Source organism: Clavibacter tessellarius (assembly GCF_001618005.1).
Lineage (GTDB): Bacteria > Actinomycetota > Actinomycetes > Actinomycetales > Microbacteriaceae > Clavibacter > Clavibacter tessellarius_A.
In genome coordinates this window covers 19780-39807 of record NZ_LQXA01000050.1, presented here as the reverse complement: position 1 = coordinate 39807, position 20028 = coordinate 19780, and the positions used below count along the sequence as shown (strand labels likewise).

General features: G+C 72.3%; 23 protein-coding genes. 9 read left to right on the top strand and 14 right to left on the bottom strand.

The features are described from left to right. Positions 1–31: 31 nt before the first annotated feature. Together AWH51_RS13545 and AWH51_RS13540 are read right to left on the bottom strand one after the other, a co-directional pair. Positions 32–832, bottom strand: coding sequence for a DUF6264 family protein (locus AWH51_RS13545; RefSeq protein WP_063072585.1), 801 nt, complete (start codon positions 830–832; stop codon positions 32–34). Further along, a complete protein-coding gene (locus AWH51_RS13540) occupies positions 829–1863 on the bottom strand; it encodes a 4-hydroxy-3-methylbut-2-enyl diphosphate reductase (protein WP_043674752.1) in 1035 nt (344 codons plus the stop codon). Before AWH51_RS13540 ends, AWH51_RS13545 begins: the two co-directional genes overlap by 4 nt. Before the next feature lie 103 nt (positions 1864–1966). Between AWH51_RS13540 and xseA the strand changes: the two genes are divergently transcribed. The 6 genes from xseA to AWH51_RS13510 all read left to right on the top strand — a co-directional run bounded on the left by xseA (position 1967) and on the right by AWH51_RS13510 (position 6756). Further along, on the top strand, positions 1967–3283 hold the full coding sequence (gene xseA, locus AWH51_RS13535) for an exodeoxyribonuclease VII large subunit (protein WP_063072584.1): 1317 nt from the start codon (positions 1967–1969) through the stop codon (positions 3281–3283). Between the two features lie 10 nt (positions 3284–3293). Next, positions 3294–3548 carry an exodeoxyribonuclease VII small subunit gene (locus AWH51_RS13530; RefSeq protein WP_063072583.1) on the top strand — a complete coding sequence of 85 codons (255 nt, stop codon included), beginning with the start codon at positions 3294–3296 and terminating at the stop codon, positions 3546–3548. 2 nt (positions 3549–3550) lie between these two features. Further along, on the top strand, positions 3551–4261 hold the full coding sequence (locus tag AWH51_RS13525; protein WP_063072582.1) for a DUF4245 domain-containing protein: 711 nt from the start codon (positions 3551–3553) through the stop codon (positions 4259–4261). A 14-nt stretch (positions 4262–4275) separates the two neighbouring features. Beyond that, positions 4276–4953, top strand: a complete 678-nt coding sequence (locus AWH51_RS13520; protein ID WP_063072581.1) for a carbonic anhydrase — start codon at positions 4276–4278, stop codon at positions 4951–4953. Positions 4954–5033: 80 nt separating this feature from the next. Next, complete coding sequence (locus AWH51_RS13515) at positions 5034–6461, top strand: class II fumarate hydratase (RefSeq protein WP_081235132.1); 1428 nt, start codon at positions 5034–5036, stop codon at positions 6459–6461. Between the two features lie 16 nt (positions 6462–6477). Further along, the gene (locus AWH51_RS13510) at positions 6478–6756 is read left to right on the top strand and encodes a hypothetical protein (protein ID WP_063072580.1); all 279 of its coding nucleotides are present in this window, start codon (positions 6478–6480) and stop codon (positions 6754–6756) included. A gap of 72 nt (positions 6757–6828) precedes the next feature. On the opposite strand, the gene AWH51_RS13505 is transcribed toward AWH51_RS13510, so the two are convergent. Both AWH51_RS13505 and AWH51_RS13500 read right to left on the bottom strand, forming a co-directional pair. Then, a complete protein-coding gene (locus tag AWH51_RS13505; RefSeq protein WP_063072591.1) occupies positions 6829–8175 on the bottom strand; it encodes a PhoH family protein in 1347 nt (448 codons plus the stop codon). Between the two features lie 238 nt (positions 8176–8413). Continuing rightward, positions 8414–9199 (bottom strand): isoprenyl transferase, encoded by a 786-nt coding sequence (locus AWH51_RS13500; RefSeq protein ID WP_063072579.1) that lies wholly within the window; start codon positions 9197–9199, stop codon positions 8414–8416. An 81-nt stretch (positions 9200–9280) separates the two neighbouring features. Between AWH51_RS13500 and trhA the strand changes: the two genes are divergently transcribed. Next, positions 9281–10024, top strand: a complete 744-nt coding sequence (gene trhA / locus AWH51_RS13495) for a PAQR family membrane homeostasis protein TrhA (protein WP_063072578.1) — start codon at positions 9281–9283, stop codon at positions 10022–10024. Between the two features lie 23 nt (positions 10025–10047). Here trhA and AWH51_RS13490 read toward each other — a convergent pair whose 3' ends face one another. From AWH51_RS13490 to mca, 8 genes are all read right to left on the bottom strand, one after another. Continuing rightward, positions 10048–11424, bottom strand: a complete 1377-nt coding sequence (locus AWH51_RS13490) for an extracellular solute-binding protein (RefSeq protein WP_063072577.1) — start codon at positions 11422–11424, stop codon at positions 10048–10050. Between the two features lie 60 nt (positions 11425–11484). Further along, positions 11485–12393, bottom strand: coding sequence for a carbohydrate ABC transporter permease (locus tag AWH51_RS13485; protein ID WP_063072576.1), 909 nt, complete (start codon positions 12391–12393; stop codon positions 11485–11487). Next, positions 12390–13388 (bottom strand): carbohydrate ABC transporter permease, encoded by a 999-nt coding sequence (locus AWH51_RS13480; RefSeq protein ID WP_063072575.1) that lies wholly within the window; start codon positions 13386–13388, stop codon positions 12390–12392. The genes AWH51_RS13485 and AWH51_RS13480 overlap by 4 nt, the downstream gene beginning before the upstream one ends. A gap of 156 nt (positions 13389–13544) precedes the next feature. Then, on the bottom strand, positions 13545–14006 hold the full coding sequence (locus AWH51_RS13475; RefSeq protein WP_063072574.1) for a hypothetical protein: 462 nt from the start codon (positions 14004–14006) through the stop codon (positions 13545–13547). Between the two features lie 151 nt (positions 14007–14157). Next, complete coding sequence (locus tag AWH51_RS13470; RefSeq protein ID WP_063072573.1) at positions 14158–14427, bottom strand: hypothetical protein; 270 nt, start codon at positions 14425–14427, stop codon at positions 14158–14160. Between the two features lie 166 nt (positions 14428–14593). Then, a complete protein-coding gene (locus AWH51_RS13465) occupies positions 14594–14860 on the bottom strand; it encodes a hypothetical protein (RefSeq protein ID WP_063072572.1) in 267 nt (88 codons plus the stop codon). A 106-nt stretch (positions 14861–14966) separates the two neighbouring features. Then, on the bottom strand, positions 14967–15302 hold the full coding sequence (locus tag AWH51_RS13460) for a hypothetical protein (RefSeq protein WP_063072571.1): 336 nt from the start codon (positions 15300–15302) through the stop codon (positions 14967–14969). Further along, positions 15302–16210: a mycothiol conjugate amidase Mca gene (mca, locus tag AWH51_RS13455; RefSeq protein ID WP_175345530.1), complete on the bottom strand. Its 909-nt coding sequence runs from the start codon at positions 16208–16210 to the stop codon at positions 15302–15304. The genes AWH51_RS13460 and mca overlap by 1 nt, the downstream gene beginning before the upstream one ends. 67 nt (positions 16211–16277) lie before the next feature. Here mca and AWH51_RS13450 point away from each other — a divergent pair, with 67 nt between their 5' ends. Both AWH51_RS13450 and greA read left to right on the top strand, forming a co-directional pair. Beyond that, a complete protein-coding gene (locus AWH51_RS13450; RefSeq protein WP_063072589.1) occupies positions 16278–16772 on the top strand; it encodes a DUF4307 domain-containing protein in 495 nt (164 codons plus the stop codon). 60 nt (positions 16773–16832) lie between these two features. Then, positions 16833–17321 (top strand): transcription elongation factor GreA, encoded by a 489-nt coding sequence (gene greA / locus AWH51_RS13445; RefSeq protein ID WP_063072570.1) that lies wholly within the window; start codon positions 16833–16835, stop codon positions 17319–17321. Between the two features lie 91 nt (positions 17322–17412). Here the strand turns inward: greA and ilvA are convergent, their stop codons facing one another. Next, positions 17413–18783, bottom strand: a complete 1371-nt coding sequence (ilvA, locus tag AWH51_RS13440) for a threonine ammonia-lyase (RefSeq protein ID WP_063072588.1) — start codon at positions 18781–18783, stop codon at positions 17413–17415. After that, complete coding sequence (locus tag AWH51_RS13435; protein WP_063072569.1) at positions 18780–20015, bottom strand: AI-2E family transporter; 1236 nt, start codon at positions 20013–20015, stop codon at positions 18780–18782. The genes ilvA and AWH51_RS13435 overlap by 4 nt, the downstream gene beginning before the upstream one ends. Positions 20016–20028: the final 13 nt, after the last annotated feature.

Sequence of the window (20028 nt, the reverse complement as noted above, 5' to 3'; positions counted from 1 at the left end):
CCCCGCCGTCGTGCGCGCTGCGCGCCGGGTGCTACCCGCGGTTCATGACGAACTGCTGGAACGCCGGATCCGCCGTGAGCAGGCTCGACAGGAGCAGGGCGGAGACCACGGTCGCGACCACGACGCCGACCAGCGGGACCCAGAACGCGATGCGGCCGAGTCGGATCCGGCGGAGGGAGAGGGCCACGGTCGCCGCGAAGACGGACACCGTGATGACCAGGAGGGCCACTCCCACGGGGCCGGTCGCCGACGTGGGCGTGTACGCACCCGCGATGCCGAGGGCAGGGAACGCGCGGGAGAGGGCCCCCGGCAGGTCCGTGTACGAGCCCAGGCTGAACAGCAGGTTCAGCGCGCCCACCGCCAGCAGGGCGATCGTGACGGCGGCGTCGAGGCGTCGACCGGCACGGCGGGGCTCCTGCGTCGGCAGGTACCCCGGCCGACCGGGCTCGCTCGACGGACCGGGACCGGAAGTGGGACCGGCGGACGGCGAGCGCCGCGCCTGGCGACGCTCCGCCTCCGCGGCCTTCTCGGCGTCGCGGCGCTCGGCGAGCATCCGCTCGCGGGCGGCCTTGCGCTCCTCCGCCATCTGCTCGGCGAGGGTCTGCGGCGCGGCGGGTGCGGCGCCCTTCTTCGCACCGCGGCCCGCGGGGGCGGCGGGCGCATCGCGCTCCGCCTGCGCGCGGCGGTACTCGGCGGCCTCGGCGACGATGCGGGCATCCGCCTCCGACAGGCCGGACCCGTCCGAGGACGAGCCAGCGGACGACGACGACGCGTACTCGCCGTAGCGCGGGGCGGGTCGGCCGGGACGGCGCGGGCCGTCGTCGTCGCTCACGCGCGGGTGCGCCCGCCGATGGCGCGGGAGTCCGTGTTGCCGGACTGGTCCTTGCGCAGCTCCTTGGGGAGCGAGAAGACGAGGTCCTCCTCGGCTGTGACGACCGCGGTGACGTCGCCGTAGCCGGCGTCGGCCAGGTCGTCGAGCAGCTCCTGCACGAGGACCTCGGGGACGGACGCACCGCTCGTGACGCCGACCGTCTGCACGCCGTCGAGCCACTCCTGCTTGACCTCGGACGCGTAGTCGACGCGGTACGACGCCTTGGCGCCGTACTCGAGCGCGACCTCGACGAGGCGGACGGAGTTGGAGCTGTTCGCGGATCCGATGACGATGACGAGGTCGGCGTCGACCGCCACCTTCTTGATGGCGACCTGGCGGTTCTGGGTGGCGTAGCAGATGTCGTCGCTCGGCGGATCCTGCAGGTTCGGGAAGCGGGCGCGGAGGCGGCGGACCGTCTCCATCGTCTCGTCGACCGAGAGCGTGGTCTGCGAGAGCCAGACGAGGTTGTCGGGGTCCTTGACCTCGATCACGTCGGCGTGCTCCGGGGAGTTGACCACGATGGTCTGCTCGGGCGCCTCGCCCGCGGTGCCCTCGACCTCCTCGTGGCCCTCGTGGCCGATGAGGAGGATCTGCATGTCGGCCTTGGCGAAGCGCACGGCCTCGCGGTGGACCTTGGTGACGAGGGGGCAGGTGGCGTCGATGGCCTGCAGGCCGCGGTCGGCCGCGCCCTGCACGACGGCCGGCGAGACTCCGTGGGCGCTGAAGACGACGTGGGCGCCCTCGGGGACCTCGTCGACCTCCTCCACGAAGATCGCGCCCATGCGCTCGAGCGTCGAGACGACGTGCACGTTGTGGACGATCTGCTTCCGCACGTAGACGGGGGCGCCGTAGCGCTCGAGCGCCTTCTCGACGGCCACGACGGCGCGGTCGACGCCCGCGCAGTACCCGCGGGGGGCGGCGAGCAGGACCTTCTTGGGTCCTGCCACCGGGTTATCCTTGAGCCTGTTGCGGACGCCGGGCATCCGCGGCATCGACAGGCTGACGACGGGTGCTCCCACGAGTCGCTGGTCAGTGGTCGCTGTAGTCACGTGTCAATTGTATGCGCCCGATCTGGGCGTCGAGCGGGGTGGACGGATGAGCGAGACGCGCACGGTGTCGATGCCCGCGGCCGGCGCCCCCACGGTCGACGCACCCTGGCCCGTCTCGGTGCTCTCGGGCAAGGTCAAGGGCTGGATCGATCGGCTCGGCACGGCCTGGGTCGAGGGCGAGATCACGCAGTGGGGCGGATCCGGCGGCAACGTCTACGGGAAGCTCAAGGACCTCGACGTCGACGCCACCATCAGCTTCACGGTGTGGTCGTCGGTGCGCGCGAAGATCCCGGCCGACCTCGGTCAGGGCGCCCGCGTCGTCGCGCTCGTGAAGCCCAACTACTGGGTCAAGGGCGGCACGCTCACGATGCAGGTGCTCGAGATGCGCCACGTCGGCCTCGGCGACCTGCTCGAGCGGCTCGAGCGCCTCCGCCAGACGCTGCGCGCGGAGGGCCTGTTCGACGCCGACCGCAAGCGCCGCCTGCCGTTCCTGCCCGGCTGCATCGGCCTCATCACCGGCAAGGACTCCGACGCGGAGAAGGACGTGCTCCGCAACGCGCAGCTGCGCTGGCCGAGCGTGCGCTTCCGCGTCGTGCACACCGCGGTGCAGGGCGACCGGGCCGCGGGCGAGGTCACGCGCGCCATCGGGGTGCTCGACGAGGATCCCGAGGTCGACGTCATCGTGATCGCGCGCGGCGGCGGAGACTTCCAGAACCTGCTCGTCTTCAGCGACGAGAAGCTCGTGCGCACGGCGGCCGCGTGCCGCACGCCGCTCGTCAGCGCCATCGGGCACGAGGCCGACCGACCGCTGCTCGACGACGTGGCCGACCTCCGCGCCTCCACGCCCACGGATGCCGCCAAGCGCGTCGTGCCGGACGTCTCCGAGGAGCTCTCGCGCGTGCAGCAGGCGCGGGCGCGCATCGGCATGCGCCTCACCAGCCAGGTGCGCGGCGAGATCGACCGCATCGAGCAGCTGCGGTCGCGGCCCGTCCTCACGAGCACCGCGTGGATCGTCGACTCGCGCGCCGAGGAGCTCGGCCGCTACATCGCCCGGTCCGCGGAGCTCGCCGGCCGCGTCGTCGAGCGCGGCATGCAGCAGACGAGCGAGCTGTCCCGGCAGCTGCGCACGCTGTCGCCGCAGCACGTGCTCGACCGCGGCTACGCCATCGTGCAGACGGCCGACGGATCCGCGCTCCGCACCCCCGCCGACGCCCCCGACGGCACCGGCCTCGTGCTGCGCCTCGCCGCCGGCGCGCTCGGCGCCACCTCCACCGGCCCCACCGACGACATCCCGTCGTCGGCCGCGCGGCTGCCCGCCTCGCCCGCCCCCGACGCCCGGCTCGCGTCCGGCTCCGAAAGCTAGGATCTCGCCCATGCCCACCAGCCCCGCCGACACCGGCGCCGACACCGGCTCTCGCCTGCCCGACGTCTCCGAGCTCAGCTACGAGGAGGCACGCGACGCGCTGGTGCGCGTCGTCAACGACCTCGAGCAGGGCGCGACCACGCTCGAGGAGTCGATCGCCCTCTGGGAGCGCGGCGAGGCCCTCGCGGCCCGCTGCGAGGAGTGGCTGCTCGGCGCCAAGGCGCGCCTCGATGCCGCCCGCACCACCGCATCCGACGCCGGCTGACCGTGGCGAAGCCCCGCACGCCGAACGTCGTCGCCGAGCTCGGCCGCCCGGAGACGCCCGAGGAGACCGCCGCCCGCAAGGCCGCGGACTCCCGCCGGCACCGCGCCAAGCAGACGTTCCGCAACCTGCTCTACTCGCTCATCGTCACGGTCGCGACCGTCGCGGTCATCATCGCGCTGGTGCCGCGGTCGAACACCACGATCCTGCCCGACGTCGACTTCGGCGCCGCGGCCTCCGAGGCGCAGGGCGGCTTCCCCCAGACGCTCGTCGTGCCCGACCTGCCCACGGCCTGGAAGAGCAACGACGCCGAGATCCGCCCGGCCGGCCGCGACGGCGTGGCCGTCTGGTACATCGGCCTCATCACGCCGAGCAACCGCTACATCGGCATCTCGCAGGGCATCGACGCGAACCCCACGTGGCTCGACGAGACGCTGCAGTCAGCGCCCGAGGTGAGCTCCGAGGAGATCGGCGGCCTCGAGTGGACGCTCTACGACAACGCGCGGGCGGAGGATCCGGGCAACGTCGTCCTGGCCGCGAGCGCGGTCGAGGGCGACAGCACCTACGCGATCTACGGCACGGCCGACGCGAACGAGCTGCGCACGGCCATCGAGGCGGTCGCCGCCGCGCGCAGCACCCCGGCGAGCGCGACGCCGACGCCGTCGCCCGCCGGCGGCACGACCACCAGCACCAGCACCAGCACCACCGCACCGTGAGAGGGGACAGAGGGATGACGGACCAGGCAGAGACCGTGCAGGCGGACACCGTGCAGGACGAGACCGTGCAGGCACCCGCCGCCGTGTGGGCGGAGATGATCGAGGGCAACGCGCGCTTCGTCGCCGGCACGCCCGAGCACCCGCGGCAGGACGTGGAGCGCCGCGCCGCGCTCGCCCACGTGCAGCGCCCGGTGGCCGCGCTCTTCGGCTGCAGCGACTCGCGCCTCGCCGCCGAGATCATCTTCGACAAGGGGCTCGGCGACCTCTTCGTGGTCCGGAACGCCGGCCAGATCATCTCCGACTCGGTGCTCGGCAGCCTCGAGTACGCGGTCGCCGTGCTGGGCGTGCCGCTCATCGTGGTGCTCGGCCACGACGAGTGCGGCGCCGTGCGCGCCGCCATCGAGAGCGCCGCACCGGACGCGGAGGCGCTGCCGCCGCACATCGCGAACCTCATCGCGCCCATCGCGCCCGCGGTCCGCCGCGTCGCCGGCGACCACGTCGTCCCGTCCGAGGTCGACGCCGGCGAGGTCGGCCGCCAGCACCTACGCGGCACCGTGACCCGCATGCTGGAGGCGTCCGAGATGATCTCCGACCGGGTCGCGGCCGGTAGCCTGGCCATCGTCGGCGCCAACTACAAGCTCCTCGAGGGCACCGCGGTGCCCGACGTCATCGTGGGCGACATCCCCCGCTAGAGGGGCCGTCCGCGCTGACCGAGCGAACCGGGCCCGCGGGGTCCGGATGCATCACCCGTCCCGAAGGAGAGAGAAACAGCGTGGTCGACACTTCCCCCGGAACCGAGACGAACGGTGCGGACGAGTTCCGCATCGAGCACGACACGATGGGCGAGGTGCGCGTCCCCAGGACCGCCCTGTACGCCGCCCAGACTCAGCGTGCCGTCGAGAACTTCCCCATCTCCGGCCGTGGGCTGGAGCCCGCGCAGATCCAGGCGCTCGCCCGCATCAAGCGCGCCGCCGCGATCGTGAACGGCGAGATGGGCATCGTCGACGCCGACGTCGCCCAGGCCATCGTCGCCGCGGCGGACGAGGTGGCGGGCGGATCCCACCACGAGCACTTCCCCATCGACGTGTACCAGACGGGCTCCGGCACGAGCTCCAACATGAACATGAACGAGGTCCTCGCGGCCCTCGCCACGGCGTCGCTCGGGAAGCCCGTGCACCCGAACGACCACGTCAACGCGTCGCAATCGTCGAACGACGTCTTCCCCACCTCGGTGCACGTCGCCGTCACGGGCGCGCTCCTCGCCGAGCTGATCCCCGCCCTCGAGCACCTCGCCGAGGCGCTGGAGACCAAGGCCGAGGCGTGGAAGGGGCTCGTCAAGGCGGGCCGCACGCACCTCATGGACGCGACCCCGGTCACGTTCGGGCAGGAGTTCGCGGGCTACGCGCGCCAGATCCGCCTCGGCATCGAGCGCGTCCGCACCGCGCTCCCCCGCGTCGCCGAGGTCCCCCTCGGCGGCACGGCCACCGGCACGGGCATCAACACGCCGCTCGGTTTCCCGCAGAAGGTCATCCAGGTGCTCGCGGATGACACGGGCCTGCCCGTCACCGAGGCGCTCGACCACTTCGAGGCGCAGGGCGCGCGCGACGGCCTCGTCGACGCCTCCGGCGCGCTCCGCACCCTCGCGGTGAGCCTCACCAAGATCTGCAACGACATCCGCTGGATGGGCTCGGGCCCCAACACGGGCCTCGGCGAGCTGCACATCCCCGACCTCCAGCCCGGGTCGTCGATCATGCCCGGCAAGGTCAACCCGGTCATCCCCGAGGCCGTGCTCATGGTGTGCGCGCGCGTCATCGGCAACGACGCCACCGTCGCCTGGGCGGGTGCGTCGGGCCTGTTCGAGCTCAACGTCGCGATCCCCGTGATGGGCTCGTCGCTGCTCGAGTCGATCCGCATCCTCGCGTCCTCCACGCGCCTGCTCGCCGACAAGACCGTCGACGGCCTGCGCGTCAACGAGGAGCACGCGCGGGCGCTCGCGGAGTCGTCGCCGTCGATCGTCACGCCGCTCAACCGCATCATCGGCTACGAGGCCGCGGCGAAGATCGCGAAGCACTCGGTCGCGCAGAAGATGACCGTGCGCGAGGCGGTCGTCGACCTCGGCTACGTCGAGCGCGGCGAGATCACCGAGGAGCAGCTCGATGCGGGCCTCGACGTGCTGCGGATGACGGCGCCCGGCCTGTAGCCGCGAGGGTCGAGGCATGACCGCCGACCGGGGCTCCGTGGAGGAGCCGCGCACGCCGCTCGCGGCGGTGGACGCGGCCATCGCCGCGCACCCGCTGTCGTCGGAACGGGTGACTCGGGCCAACGCGATCATCGAGGCGTCCGACCGCGACGACAAGGCAGCCGTCGAGGCGCGGCTAGCCGAAGAGGGCCTCCCCGGGCTGGCGGAGCTCGGGAAGATCCAGGTGCGCCACTCGGTCAGCTGGTGGAGGCTGCACCGCCGACGCCGCAAGATCCTCGCCCGGCTCGACCGCTAGCGGAACCAGGACGCCGACGGGCGCCGCTCCCCTCGGGGACCGGCGCCCGTCGTCTTGCGGGGAGCGGGAGGATCACATGGGGTCGCCGTCGAGCAGCCCGGTGACGAGCGCGGCGATCGCGCTGCGCTCCGAGCGCGTCAGCGTGATGTGCCCGAACAGCTCGTGGCCCTTCAGCGTCTCGATCACGCTCGCGACGCCGTCGTGCCGGCCGACCCGCAGGTTGTCGCGCTGGGCCACGTCGTGCGTGAGCACCACGCGCGAGTTCTGGCCGATGCGGCTGAGCACCGTGAGCAGCACGTTCCGCTCCAGCGACTGCGCCTCGTCGACGATCACGAACGCGTCGTGCAGCGAGCGCCCGCGGATGTGGGTGAGCGGCAGCACCTCGAGGATCCCCCGCTCCACCACCTCGTCCATGACGTTCTGCGAGACCACCGAGCCGAGCGTGTCGAACACGGCCTGCGCCCACGGGTTCATCTTCTCGGTGGCGTCGCCCGGCAGGTAGCCGAGCTCCTGGCCGCCCACGGCGTACAGCGGCCGGAACACCATGATCTTGCGGTGCTGCTGCTTCTCCAGCACCGCCTCGAGCGCGGCGCAGAGGGCGAGCGCCGACTTGCCCGTGCCGGCGCTGCCGCCGAGGGAGACGATGCCCACCTCGCGGTCGAGGAGCAGGTCGATCGCGAGCCGCTGCTCGGCCGAGCGGCCCTTGAGGCCGAAGACCTCACGGTCGCCGCGGACGAGGTGCACGGTGCCGCGGCGCACGACGCGGCCGAGCGCGGGGCCGCGGTCGGAGCGGAGCACGACGCCCGTGTTGACGGGCAGGTCGCCGACCGCACGGGTCTGCACGGTGCCGCTGTCGTAGAGGTCGGCCATCTGCTCGGCGGAGAGCGTGACGTCAGCCATGCCCGTCCATCCGCTGTCCACGGCGAGCTCGGCGCGGTACTCCTCCGCCATGAGGCCGATGGAGGCGGCCTTCACGCGCAGCGGCATGTCCTTCGAGACGACCGTGACCGCGAGGCCCTCGGTGGAGAGGTTCAGGGCGACCGCGAGGATCCGCGAGTCGTTGTCCCCGAGCTGCAGGCCGTTGGGGAGGCCCGCCATGCTCGAGTGGTTGAGCTCGACGCGCAACGTGCCGCCCGCGTCGCCCACCTCGATGGGGAAGTCGAGCCGCTCGTGCTCCTCGCGGAGCTGGTCGAGGTGGCGGAGCGCCTGGCGGGCGAAGTAGCCGATCTCCGGATCGTTCCGCTTCGACTCCAGCTCGGTGATGACGATCACCGGGATGACGACCGCGTGCTCCGCGAAGCGGAAGAACGCGCGCGGGTCGGACAGGAGGACGGAGGTGTCGAGCACGTACGTGCGCTCGGCCTGCGGCGTCCCCTCCCCTCGGCTGGCGCGTCGTGCGGTGCTGCTCTGGCTGTCCATCGGGGCCACGGGCCACTCCATCCCCGAGCGTTCGCGCTCGGATCCTGACGGCGATCGGGCCACGGTGGCGAGAAGAGATCCAGCGGCCCTCTCGATCGGGCGCCATGCCCGATGAGTGGAACCTACGTCGCGCACCCGCGCGGTGACCAGTGCGACGCGGGTCCGGATGTGTCGTGGACATTAACTCTTGCTCCGCGCGGCCGGCCGACGCGACGGCGGCGAGCGCGGGGCGGCCGCCTCAGGACCCGAAGCGGCGCTGGCGCGAGGAGTAGTCGCGGAGAGCGCGGAGGAAGTCGACCTCGCGGAGGTCCGGCCCCAGCGCCTCCATGAAGTACAGCTCGCTGTGCGCCGACTGCCACAGCATGAAGTCGCTGATGCGCTGCTCGCCCGAGGTGCGGATCACGAGGTCCGGATCCGGCTGGCCGCTGGTGTACAGGTGCTCGCCGATGAGGGCCGGCGTGAGGAGCCCCGCGAGGTCCTCCAGCGTGCCGCCCGCGAGGTGGTGCGCGAGCACGATGCTGCGCATGGCGTCCGCGATCTCGGTGCGCCCGCCGTAGCCGACCGCGAGGTTGATGTGCAGCCCGGTGTTGCCCTTCGAGCGCTCCTCGGAGGCGTCGAGGCGCGCGACGAGCTCGGGCGGCAGGCCCTCGTCGGATCCCACGTGCTTGACGCGCCAGTCGCGATGCTCGGAGAGGTCCTCCGCGAGCTGGCCGATGATGTCGATCAGCGCTGTGAGCTCGTCGCTGCCGCGGCCCGTGAGGTTGTCCGTGGAGAGCAGGTAGAGCGTGGTGACCTTGATGTCGAGGTCGTCGCACCACTCCAGGAACTCGAGGAACTTGGCCGCGCCGGCGCGGTGCCCGTGGGCGGCGGACTCCAGGCCCAGCTGGCGGGCCCAGCGGCGGTTGCCGTCGAGGATCATCGCGATGTGGTGCGGGAGCGCGCTGCGGTCGAGGCCGCGGCGGATGCGCTTCTGGTACGCCCGGTAGAGGAGACCGCGCCACGGTCGGATCGGCTTCTCTCGCACGGGGGCAACGCTATCCCACGCACCCGGGAGCCCGGATCGCCCGCCGGGGTGACGTCCCCCGGGCTGTCCTACACTCGCAGGATGACGCGCGACGCCTCCTCCTCCCGGCCGCTCGGCGAGACCCCGGAGGAGGACGCGTCGGTCGCTCACCTCCCGCTCGTGGAGGACGCCCAGGACGTCGGCCCGGAGCCGAAGCCCACCTGGCGCGGCTGGCTGCACGCAGGCATGACCCCGGTGGCGCTCGTACTCGGGATCGTGCTCATCATGGTGGCCGACGGTGCCGCGGCCCGCATCGCGTGCGCCGTGTTCGTCGCCTCGTCGCTGCTGCTGTTCGGCGTCTCCGCGGTCTACCACCGGTTCGACTGGTCGCCGCGGGCGAAGATCCTCCTCAAGCGGATGGACCACGCCAACATCTTCCTGCTCATCGCGGGCTCGTACACGCCCATCACCGTGCTGGCGCTGCCGCACGACGAGTCGGTTCTGCTGCTCTGGCTGGTGTGGTCGGGCGCCGCGCTCGGCGTCCTGTTCCGCGTGTTCTGGATCCACGCCCCGCGCTGGCTCTACGTGCTGCTCTACCTCGTGCTCGGCTACGCGTCGCTCGTGTTCATCGTCGACTTCTTCCGCGCCGACGCGGCCATGATGACGCTCATCCTCGCGGGCGGCCTCGCCTACACGGTCGGCGCGGTCGCGTACGCGCTGAAGCGGCCGAACCCCTGGCCCGGCCGCTTCGGCTTCCACGAGATCTTCCACGCGTTCACCCTGGTGGCGTTCCTCTGCCACTGGACGGGGATCCTGCTGGTGGCGACGCACCCGCCCGTCGTCTGATCGGGCGGGTGCGTCGGCGCCCGCTACAGGTACGGCTGCACGTTCTCCTTGTAGGCCGAGGTCAGCTGCGTCGCGGCGGCCGGGAACACGGCGGCGGGATCCGCGCCCTGCGAGAGGATCTGCGCCCACGGCTGCTGCAGGTAGGTGTCGCCGTTGGGGATCAGCGTCCGCGCCCAGTCCTGCGAGCGGACGTGCTCGAGGCTGTCGTACACGGTGCGGAAGGCCGGGTTCGACGCCCAGAAGCCCGTCAGGTCGGACGACTCGCCGGCCGAGGTGCGCACCGGGGCATAGCCCGTCTTCTTGGCGAAGGCGACCTGCTGGTCGACCTCGGTGACGTGCTTGATGAACATGCCGGCGGCGAGCTGCTGCTCCTTGGTCTTGCTGCCGACCACCGCGAGGCCCGTGCCGCCCGTGGGGACGAACTGCCCCTGCGGACCGCCGGGGAGCACGCCGGTGCCGACGGGGAACTTGGCGCTGGCGGTGACGATGCCGACGGCACCGGCCGAGGCGATGGTGCACGGCGCGAGGCCGCCCGCGAAGTCGACGGCGGTGTCGCCGCTGGCCGCCGCGACGTTCGCGATCTTGGAGTCGAAGACGAGACCGCGGGCGTAGCCGGCCGCCTCGAGGGTCTCGGGCTGGTCGAGCTTCAGGTCCCAGCCGTCGGAGTACTGGCCGCCGCGACCCCAGAGCATGTTGCTCATCGCCCAGGTGCCGATGGATCCCTGCGGCAGGCGGACGGCGGGCGTGCCGCCGGCGGCCTTCATGATCGCCGGCGCCCACTCCTCGAGCTCCGCCCAGGTGTCGGGCGCGCGGTCGGGCAGGCCGGCCTCCGACCAGATCGACTTGTCGTAGTAGAAGATCGGCGTCGACCGGGCGTACGGCACGGCGTAGCGCGCGCCGCCGTAGAGGTAGTCGTCGAGGAACACCTTGTTGTAGTCGTCGAGCTGGAAGTCGAGGTGCGCCATGAGGCCGTCCATCGCGATGGACTGCTTGTTGACCATGTAGCGGAACCACCAGGTGTCGCTCGCGTTCACCATGTCGGGCATGCTGTCGGTGCCCGCGGCCGCCTGCAGCTTCTGCGCGATCTCGTCGTAGCTCGCGCCGCCCGTGACGACGTTGACGGTGATGCCCGTCTTCGCGAGGAAGTCGGCGGCGAACTGCGCCTCGAGGTCGGAGGTCTGGCCGGGGTGCGTCGTCCACCAGGTGATGTCCTTCGCGGGCTGCACGCCCTCCCAGTCGGTGTCGGGCGCGGCGGTCGCCGCGGCGCCGCCGACCGAGGGGCCCGAGCAGGCGGCGAGGAACGCGGTGCCGCCGAGCACGGCGCCCATCTTCAGGACGTCGCGGCGGTCGAACGGGCGGGAGGCGGCGGCGCGGAAGGCCGAGCGCGGGTCGATGGGCATGCTTCTCCTGGGGATCGGGTCGGTGCGCGGGATCGGGAAGGGGGACGAGGGAGGGCGGGCTCAGCCCGTGACGGCGCCGGCGGTGAGGCCGCCGACGATGCGTCGCTGGAACACGAGGAAGACGGCGAGCACGGGCAGCGTGACGATGACCGTCCCGGCCATGAGCACGCCCCAGTTCGTGATGCCCGTCGTGTCCTGCAGGAGGGTGAGGCCGACCGGCAGGGTCATCATCTTCGGGTCGGTCGTGACGAGCAGCGGCCACAGGTAGTCGTTCCACTCGCCGACGACGGAGACGAGCGCTACGGCGGCGATCGTCGGGCCCGACATGGGGATCACGAACGACCACAGCCGGCGCAGGTGACCCGCGCCGTCCATCGACGCTGCCTCGAGCACGGAGCCGGGCAGCGTGAGGAAGTGCTGGCGGAAGAGGAACGTGCCGTAGGCGCTCGCGACGCCTGGGAGGATGAGGCCCGGGTAGGTGTTGATCCAGCCGAGGCCCGCGATGACCTGGTAGTTCGGGATCATAACGATCTGCTGCGGCACGAGGAGCGCGAGGATCACGACGCCGAACCACACGTTCTTGAACGGCACGCGGATGAACACGAGCGCGTACGCGGTCAGCAGCCCGAGCAGCACCTTGAGGCCGGATCCCACCACCGTCTTGATGACGCTGTTGGTCGCGAGCGTGGAGAAGGAGACCGTGTCGGACGCCCTGGCGTAGTTCGAGGGCGCGAACGACGACGGCAGCAGCTTCAGCGGCACGGAGTAGATCTCGCCGAAGTCCTTGAAGCTCGTGAGCACCATCCAGATGAGCGGCAGCAGCATCACGAGCACGGCGAGGGCGAGCGCGAGGTAGGTGCCCGCGAGCGGCGGGCGGGCGGATCCGGAGGCGCCGGGTCGACGTGCGCCGCGCCGGCGCGGGGCGCCGGGCACCGCCGCGGGCTCGGGGCGGGTGAGGGTCGCGGTCACGAGTAGTGCACCTTCCGCTGGACGACGACGAGCTGGACGAGCGTGACGACGAGCAGGACGAGGAAGAGGATCGTGGCGACGGCCGACGAGTAGCCGGCCCGTCCGGCCACGAAGCCCTCGTGGTAGATCTGGTACATCATCGTGGTCGTGCCCTGCAGCGGACCGCCCTTGGTCATCGCGCTGATGAGGTCGAAGGTCTGCAGCGAGCTGAGCAGCGTGGTCACGCTGAGGAAGAACGTCGTGGGGCTGAGCATCGGCAGCACGATGCGCACGAAGGTGCGCAGCCGGCCGGCGCCGTCGAGGGCCGCCGCGTCCATCAGGTCCTTCGGCACCGCCTGGAGGCCCGCGAGGTAGATGAGCGCGCAGTAGCCGAGGTCGCGCCAGACCTGCACGGTGGTCACCATCGCGAGCGCGGCGCCCGGGTCGTTGTACCAGTCGGGCGAGGGCAGGCCGAGGGCGGACAGGCCCGCGGAGATGAGGCCGAAGTTCGGGTCGAAGACGTAGAGCCAGAGGAAGCCGACCGCCACGCCGGAGAGCACGTAGGGCGCGACGATGATGGTGCGGACCGGGCCGCGCAGCTTGATCTTCCGGTTCAGCAGCGCGGCGACGCCGAGCCCCAGCGCCATCGAGCCGACGACCGTGACGCCCGTGAACACCAGCGTGACGCCGACGACCGTGGGGGTCTGCGGATCCTGGAACCAGGCGACGTAGTTGGCGAGGCCGACCTCGCGCGCGACCTGCGAGCCGATGTTCCACTGCAGCGTGGAGTAGTAGAAGGACTCGAGCAGGGGCTTGTAGGTGAAGACCGCGAGCAGCAGCACGTTGGGGCCGACGAAGGCGAGGAACAGGAGCCCGTCGCGGATCCGGCCCGGCTTCCGACGACGGCGGGCGCCGGATCCTGGACGCGTGCCGGCCGGCTGGACGGCCGTCGGGTCCGGCGTCGACACCGCCTGGGGCTTCGGCGCGACCCGGGTGGGCGCGGGGGCGTGCGTCACGTCGGACCTCCTCGTGGAGCAGGGGGAGGGAACGTTCCCTCCTTGCCTGGCCAAGCTAAGGAGGGCGGGTTAATGGCGGGAGTCGCGCAGGTGGCGAACGGGCGGACGAGCGACGGCCGGCGCCCCCTGGACGGGGGACGCCGGCCGGCGCGCCGATCAGCCGCGTGGAGTCGGCTGGTCGTCCGAGCTGACCATCCAGTTGCGGTAGTCCGTGTACATCAACCCGACGCCGCGCTTCGTCTTGAAGGCCTCGCCGCACCACGGGCCGGTGTAGCTGGTGATCTTGTACGGACCCTGGGGCACGTCGACCTTGATGTAGGGCCAGGCATCGATCCCGGGGACGTAGGCGCCCATCGAGTAGCACTGGTTGAAGGTCGAGTCGGGGAAGCCGGGGAGGCCATGGATCCTGATCGACCTGACGTTGGCGCCGCGCGGGGTCCAGTGCGTCTGGAGCTGGACTCGGACATACGGGACCGTCGCCGCCGATTGCTCGAGCGTCTGGGCGGATGCCGGCGCAGCACCGATACCGGCCGCGAGGACGATCGCGAGCGAGGCGGCGAGGGCACCCGCCATGCGGAACCGTCGAGGCGAGGTGGTCGAGGGGGATTCGAGGGTCATGTGGGTGTGTCTCCTATGTCGTGCGGACGATGGGATGTGGGAACCAGGGGAGGTGACGGCCGGGGCGCCCGGGTGGCGAGCCAGCGCGCGAGCGACGGCCGGCGCCCCTCGGATGGGGACGCCGGCCGTGGGCGGGCGGCTCAGCCGCTGATCACCCGTGCCCGTGGTGGTTGCGGATCCAGCCCCCGACCGAGGGCAGTCCCGAGCCGTCGAAACCCGGGTCAGCCGGGCTGTGGTTGTGTCCCATGGCGATGACGCTGGCTCCGTCCGAGGCGGCGGTCGCGGAGGCGGACGCGGATGCGTGCGCGATGCCCAGGCCGACCGTTGCGGAGAACGCGATCGCGGCGAGGGCCGTGATGGATGCGGCGCGGACGGGACGCAGCGGGGATCGGCCCGGGGTCGTGGTGGATGACGTGTTCATGGAACTCCGTTCTCGTGGGGACCAGGAGACTACGGACCCGACGGGCCGCGGGTCGTCGAGCGTGCACAGCACGCGGACGGGTCTGTGCGCGAGGCGGGCGGACGAGCGACGGCCGGCGCCCCGCATGGGGACGCCGGCCGTCGGACGGGTGATCAGCCGGTCGCCATCAGCCGTGGAGGTCGCGGTGGCCCCAGGTGCTCCTCGGGGGCGCCCACTCGTACTCGGGATGCGGCTCGGGCTGGCTGTGGTTGTGGCCCATGGCGCTGACGTTGACCCCATCCGGAGCCGCGGACGCGGTCGCTGCGGCGGATGCGTGGGCGATGCCGAGGCCGACCGTGGCGGAGAGCGCGATCGCGGCGAGGGCCGTGACGGATGCGGCCCGGACGGGGCGAAGCGGGGATCGGCCCGAGGGCGTGGAGGATGTCGTGTCCATGGGACTCCGTTCTCGTGGGGGTCACGAGAATACGGGTCCGAGGCCCAGGCGGGCCGACGGGCGTCCACAGCGCGGGGGCGGACCCGCCACCCGGCAGGGGCGTCGTTCAGCCGCGCGGCGGACCCGCGGGAGCATCCGGATCCGCGGGGTCGTCGCCGTCGGGGTCCGTCGCCCGGCGGTCCCTCTCGGGCGCCGAGTCGCGCGCGAGGTCGGCCTCGAGCTTCTCCGCCTCGAGCCGGCCGCGGATCTCCTCGCGGTAGCGCGTGCGGCGGATCCGGCGGGTCATGTCGACCATGAGCAGCAGCACCATCACGGCCACGAAGAAGATGGCGATGAAGCCGACGGGGCCGGGCGAGACGGTGTTCGGATCGAACTCGGCCGTGGGCGTGGGGCTCGGGGTCGTGACGGCGGCGGCGAGCCGGAGGGCCAGGTCCGAGCCCATCAGGCGCGCTCCGCCCGGTCGGCGACGGACGGGACCTCGGCCGACCCGTCGTCCGCGATGCCGGCGAACAGGTCGTCCTCGGGCTCCGGCACCGGCACGCGCGACTCGACGAGCTGGAAGTCCTCGAAGGGCCAGGCGCGCTGCTGCAGGTCGCGCGGCCAGCGGAAGAACGTGCTGTCGGGGGCGACCTGGCTCGCGTGCGACAGGAGGGCGCGGTCGCGGGCCTCGAAGTGGTCGGCGACGTGCACGCGCGTCGTGGAGAGGTCAGGGCGGTCGCCCATCCAGCCGAGCATCTCGTCGACGGCCTCGAGCATCTCGGGACCGGCGTCCGCGGCGACCAGGTGCTCGCGCACGGCGCGGATCTTGGTGCCGTTGAAGATCCGGTCGAAGTAGAGCTTGCGGACCTCCCACGGCTCGCCCGCGTCGGGGTAGGAGCCGGCGACGCCGGACTCGCGCCAGGCCTCCATGGCCACGACGTGCGCCTGGATGTGGTCGGGGTGCGGGTAGCCGCCGTTCTCGTCGTACGCCACGAGGACGTGCGGGCGGAAGGCGCGGACCAGGCGGATGAGCGGCTCGGCGGAGACCTCCACCGGGATGCTCGCGAACGACGCGGGCGGCAGCGAGCCGTCCTCGCGCGCCATGCCCGAGTCGACGTAGCCCAGCCAGCGGTGCTGCACGCCCATGACGGCCTGCGCACGCGCCATCTCGATGCGGCGGAGGCCCGGCAGGTCGCGCTCGGCCATCGCGCGGTCCTCGAGACCCTCGTTGAGGATGTCGCCCGCCTCGCCGCCCGTGCAGCTGACGACCATGACCTCGGCGCCCTCCTGCGTGTAGCGGGTGTACGTCGCGGCGCCCTTGCTCGACTCGTCGTCGGGGTGGGCATGCACGGCCATGAGGCGCAGGGTCACGGGGCTCCAAGGGTGGGGAATGTAGTCTTGATCCCCAGAGTACAAGGTGCGTGTGGAGGAGATCGCCGTGACGACCGAGTCCCGCTCCCCCGCATCCCCGGGCCCCTCCGCGGGCCCCTCCATGGACGACGACGAGACCGTCGAGCACCGCGTCCCCGCCCCCGTCTCGACCGCCGCGCTCGACGAGCGGTACGGCCGCACGCGTCCCGCGCGCATCCGCCAGCGCTGGCTCTACGGCATCGCCGGCGGGCTCGTCGCGCTGGTGTTCGGCGCCTGGGTGCTGTGGGCCGGGCTCGACCAGGCGTCCGGATCCATCGACGCCACCGACCGCGCCTTCGACGTCGTCGACGCGCGCACCATCGACGTCACGTTCTCGGTCGTCATGCCCGCCGGCCAGGAGGCGTGGTGCGCGGTGCAGGCGCAGGACGAGCAGCGCTCCATCGTGGGCTGGAAGGTCGTCGAGCTGCCCGCGCAGGACGGCGTCGAGCGCACCGAGACCGTGCGCCTGCGCACCACCGGGCCGGCCGTCACCGGGTTGATCCACAGCTGCTGGCCCGCCTAGAGTGGGGGATTCGCCTCGACGGATCCGTCGGGGCGTCCGTGCGAGTGCAAGGAGTCCATCGTGGCGCAGGAGCAGGCAGTCACCTGGCTGACCCAGGAGGCGTTCGACCGCCTCAGCAGGGAGCTCGACACCCTCAGCGTGCAGGGCCGCGAGGAGATCGCGAAGAAGATCGAGATCGCCCGCGAGGAGGGCGACCTCAAGGAGAACGGCGGCTACCACGCCGCCAAGGAGGAGCAGGGCAAGATCGAGGCCCGCATCCGCCAGCTCACGCAGCTGCTCCGCACGGCCGAGGTGGGCGACGCCCCGGAGAGCCACGGCGTCGTGGAGCCCGGCACGGTCGTCACCGCGCTCATCGCCGGCGACGAGACGAAGTTCCTGCTCGGCAACCGCGAGATCGCGGGCGACAGCGACCTCGACGTCTACAGCGAGCAGTCGCCGCTGGGCACCGCCATCATCGGCTGGGAGGTCGGGCAGAAGGGCGCGTACACGGCGCCGAACGGCCGCGAGATCCCCGTCGAGATCCAGGCCGTGGAGAACTACACGCCGTAGCGCGTGCCGTCACGACGAGAGGGGACGCGGACCGCATGGTCCGCGTCCCCTCTCGTCGTCCCGAGGGGCCCCGCCCGACGCGCGCCGACCGTCAGTCGCGCAGGAGCCGGGGGTCGTAGCCCGCGTCGCGGAGGCGCTGCACGACCTCGGCCGTGTGCTCGGAGCCGCGCGTCTCCACGCTCACCTCGAGCTCGACCTCGCTGATCTGCAGACCCCGGCCGTGCCGCGTGTGCAGCACCTCGACCACGTTCGCGTTGGCCTCGGAGATGATCTGCGACGTGCGCGCGAGCTGGCCCGGACGGTCGGGCAGCATGATCCGCAGCTTCACATAGCGGTCGGAGGCGGCGAGGCCGCGGCTGATGACGCGCTCCATCATGAGCGGGTCGATGTTGCCGCCGGAGAGGATCACGACGGTGCGGCCGGCGTCCGTCACGAGCCCGGCGAGGATCGCCGCGACGCCCACCGCGCCCGCGGGCTCGACCACGAGCTTCGCGCGCTCGAGCAGCAGCAGCAGGGCGCGGGCCGTGTCGTCGTCCTCGACCGTGACGACCTCGTCGACGCTCTCCCGGATGATGTCGAAGTTGAGCAGGCCGGGCTTGGCGACGGCGATGCCGTCGGCGATGGTGGGCGTGATCTCGATCTCGGTCGGGCGGCCGGCGGCGAGGGACGGCGGGTAGGCGGCGGCGTTCCGCGCCTGCACGCCGACGACGCGGATCGTGCGGCCCTCCTCGGCGGCGCGCAGCTTGAGCGCCGTCGCGACGCCCGAGATGAGGCCGCCGCCGCCGATGGGGACGACGACCGTGTCGACGTCGGGCGTCTGGTCGAGGATCTCGAGGCCGAGCGTGGCCTGCCCCGTGATGACGTCCTCGTGGTCGAACGGCGGGATGAGCACGGCGCCCGTCTCCGCGGCGAACTCGGCGGCCGCGCGCAGGGGCTCGGCGACGCTGTGGCCGCGGAGCACCACCTCGGCGCCGTACTGGCGCGTGGCCTGGAGCTTCGGCAGCGCGACGCCCACGGGCATGAAGATCGTGGCGCGGATGCCGAGCTCGCGCGCCGCGAAGGCCACGCCCTGCGCGTGGTTCCCGGCGGAGGCCGCCACGACGCCGCGCGCCTTCTCCTCGTCGGTGAGGCGCGAGATGCGGTTGTAGGCGCCGCGGATCTTGTACGAGCCGGTGCGCTGCAGGTTCTCGCACTTGAGGTGCACGGGGCTGCCGAGGATCTCGGCGAGGAACCGCGACGACTCCATGGGCGTCACGTCGGCGACGCGGCTCACGACCTCGCGAGCCGCCTCGATGCGCGCGAGCGTGGGCGCGGATCCGCGGGGCAGCTCCCCCGCCAGCGCCGCCGTCTCCTCCCCCAGCTGCGAGGGGTCGATCTCGTCCCCGACGGCGCGGAGCACCGGGGCGTCGGCGGGCACGGCGGCGGGACGGGCGTCGGATGCGGCGGTGGCGGCGTCGGTCATGAGGTGCGCTCCCTGGGGGTCGGACGGCGGGTGGCGTGCGAGGCGTCGGCGGGGACCGCGGGCGGCGGCGGTTCCCGATCGCCGCGCCACGCCCCGCTCGCGACGTGCTTGACCATCGAGTTGAGCGTGGCGACCAGCGGCACGGCGAAGAACGTGCCCGCGATGCCGCCGACCATGCCGCCCGCGGCGACGGAGAGGACGACCGCGAGGGGGTGGACCTTCACGACCGACCCCATGATCAGCGGCTGGAGCACGTGGCCCTCCACCTGCTGCACGATGAGCACGATCGCGATCATGATGAGCGCCTGCGTCAGCCCGTTGTAGACGAGCGCGACGAAGACGGCGAGCGTGCCCGTGACGACCGCGCCCACGATCGGGATGAACGAGCCGAGGAACACCAGCACGCCGATGGGGATCGCGAGCGGAACGCCGATGATGGCGGCCCCGCCTGCGATGCCGACCGCGTCGATGAGCGCCACGAGCACCTGCACCTTGACGAAGTTCTGCAGCGTCGCCCAGCCCGCGCGACCGGCGCCGTCGACGGCCGGGCGCGCCAGCCGCGGGAACAGCCGCACGACCCAGCGCCACATGCCCGCGCCGTCGATGAGGATGAAGAGGGTGGAGAACAGCACGAGCAGCACGCCCGTGAGCACGTGCCCGAGCGACGACGTGACCGACAGCGCGCCGCTCACGAGCGCGCCCGCGTCGCGCTGGATCGCGTCGACCGCCTGCTGGTACGCGTCGTTGAGCTGCGCTTCGGAGAGCTGGAGCGGCCCGTCGATGAGGAAGCCGCGCACGTCGGCGTAGCGCGTCAGCGTCTGCGCGCGGATGGAGTCGTACTGGCCGATGATCTGCGTCGTCACGAGGTACACGAGCGCGGCCACCGCGACGATGACCCCGATCTCGGAGATGGCGACCGCGAGCCACTTCGGGACGTGGTGCCGCTGCATCCAGTTCGAGATGGGCACGAGGAGGGCCGCGAGCACGATGGCGAGGAACAGCGGGATGACCACGTACTCGAGCTGGATCACGAGCCAGGCGACGACGCCGAGCACGCCGAGGATGAGGAGCAGGCGCCACGCCCACGCGCCCGCGATGACCATGCCGGGCGGGACGGTCTCGGCGACGGTGCGCGCGACGGGCTGGACGGTGTCGATGTCGGGCTCGACGCGGGGCTCGGCCGCACGGGCGGCAGCCGCGGCGCGCGCGCGGGATCGCTGGCCGAAGATCATGCTGGGAGTCTAG

Coding starts and splice junctions, on each gene's coding strand:
- AWH51_RS13540 (WP_043674752.1), bottom strand. CDS start 1,863: ATGCCGCGGATGCCCGGCGTCCGCAACAGGCTCAAGGATAACCCGGTG.
- xseA (WP_063072584.1), top strand. CDS start 1,967: ATGAGCGAGACGCGCACGGTGTCGATGCCCGCGGCCGGCGCCCCCACG.
- AWH51_RS13530 (WP_063072583.1), top strand. CDS start 3,294: ATGCCCACCAGCCCCGCCGACACCGGCGCCGACACCGGCTCTCGCCTG.
- AWH51_RS13520 (WP_063072581.1), top strand. CDS start 4,276: ATGACGGACCAGGCAGAGACCGTGCAGGCGGACACCGTGCAGGACGAG.
- AWH51_RS13510 (WP_063072580.1), top strand. CDS start 6,478: ATGACCGCCGACCGGGGCTCCGTGGAGGAGCCGCGCACGCCGCTCGCG.
- AWH51_RS13505 (WP_063072591.1), bottom strand. CDS start 8,175: ATGGACAGCCAGAGCAGCACCGCACGACGCGCCAGCCGAGGGGAGGGG.
- trhA (WP_063072578.1), top strand. CDS start 9,281: ATGACGCGCGACGCCTCCTCCTCCCGGCCGCTCGGCGAGACCCCGGAG.
- AWH51_RS13490 (WP_063072577.1), bottom strand. CDS start 11,424: ATGCCCATCGACCCGCGCTCGGCCTTCCGCGCCGCCGCCTCCCGCCCG.
- AWH51_RS13475 (WP_063072574.1), bottom strand. CDS start 14,006: ATGACCCTCGAATCCCCCTCGACCACCTCGCCTCGACGGTTCCGCATG.
- AWH51_RS13470 (WP_063072573.1), bottom strand. CDS start 14,427: ATGAACACGTCATCCACCACGACCCCGGGCCGATCCCCGCTGCGTCCC.
- AWH51_RS13465 (WP_063072572.1), bottom strand. CDS start 14,860: ATGGACACGACATCCTCCACGCCCTCGGGCCGATCCCCGCTTCGCCCC.
- AWH51_RS13460 (WP_063072571.1), bottom strand. CDS start 15,302: ATGGGCTCGGACCTGGCCCTCCGGCTCGCCGCCGCCGTCACGACCCCG.
- ilvA (WP_063072588.1), bottom strand. CDS start 18,783: ATGACCGACGCCGCCACCGCCGCATCCGACGCCCGTCCCGCCGCCGTG.
- AWH51_RS13435 (WP_063072569.1), bottom strand. CDS start 20,015: ATGATCTTCGGCCAGCGATCCCGCGCGCGCGCCGCGGCTGCCGCCCGT.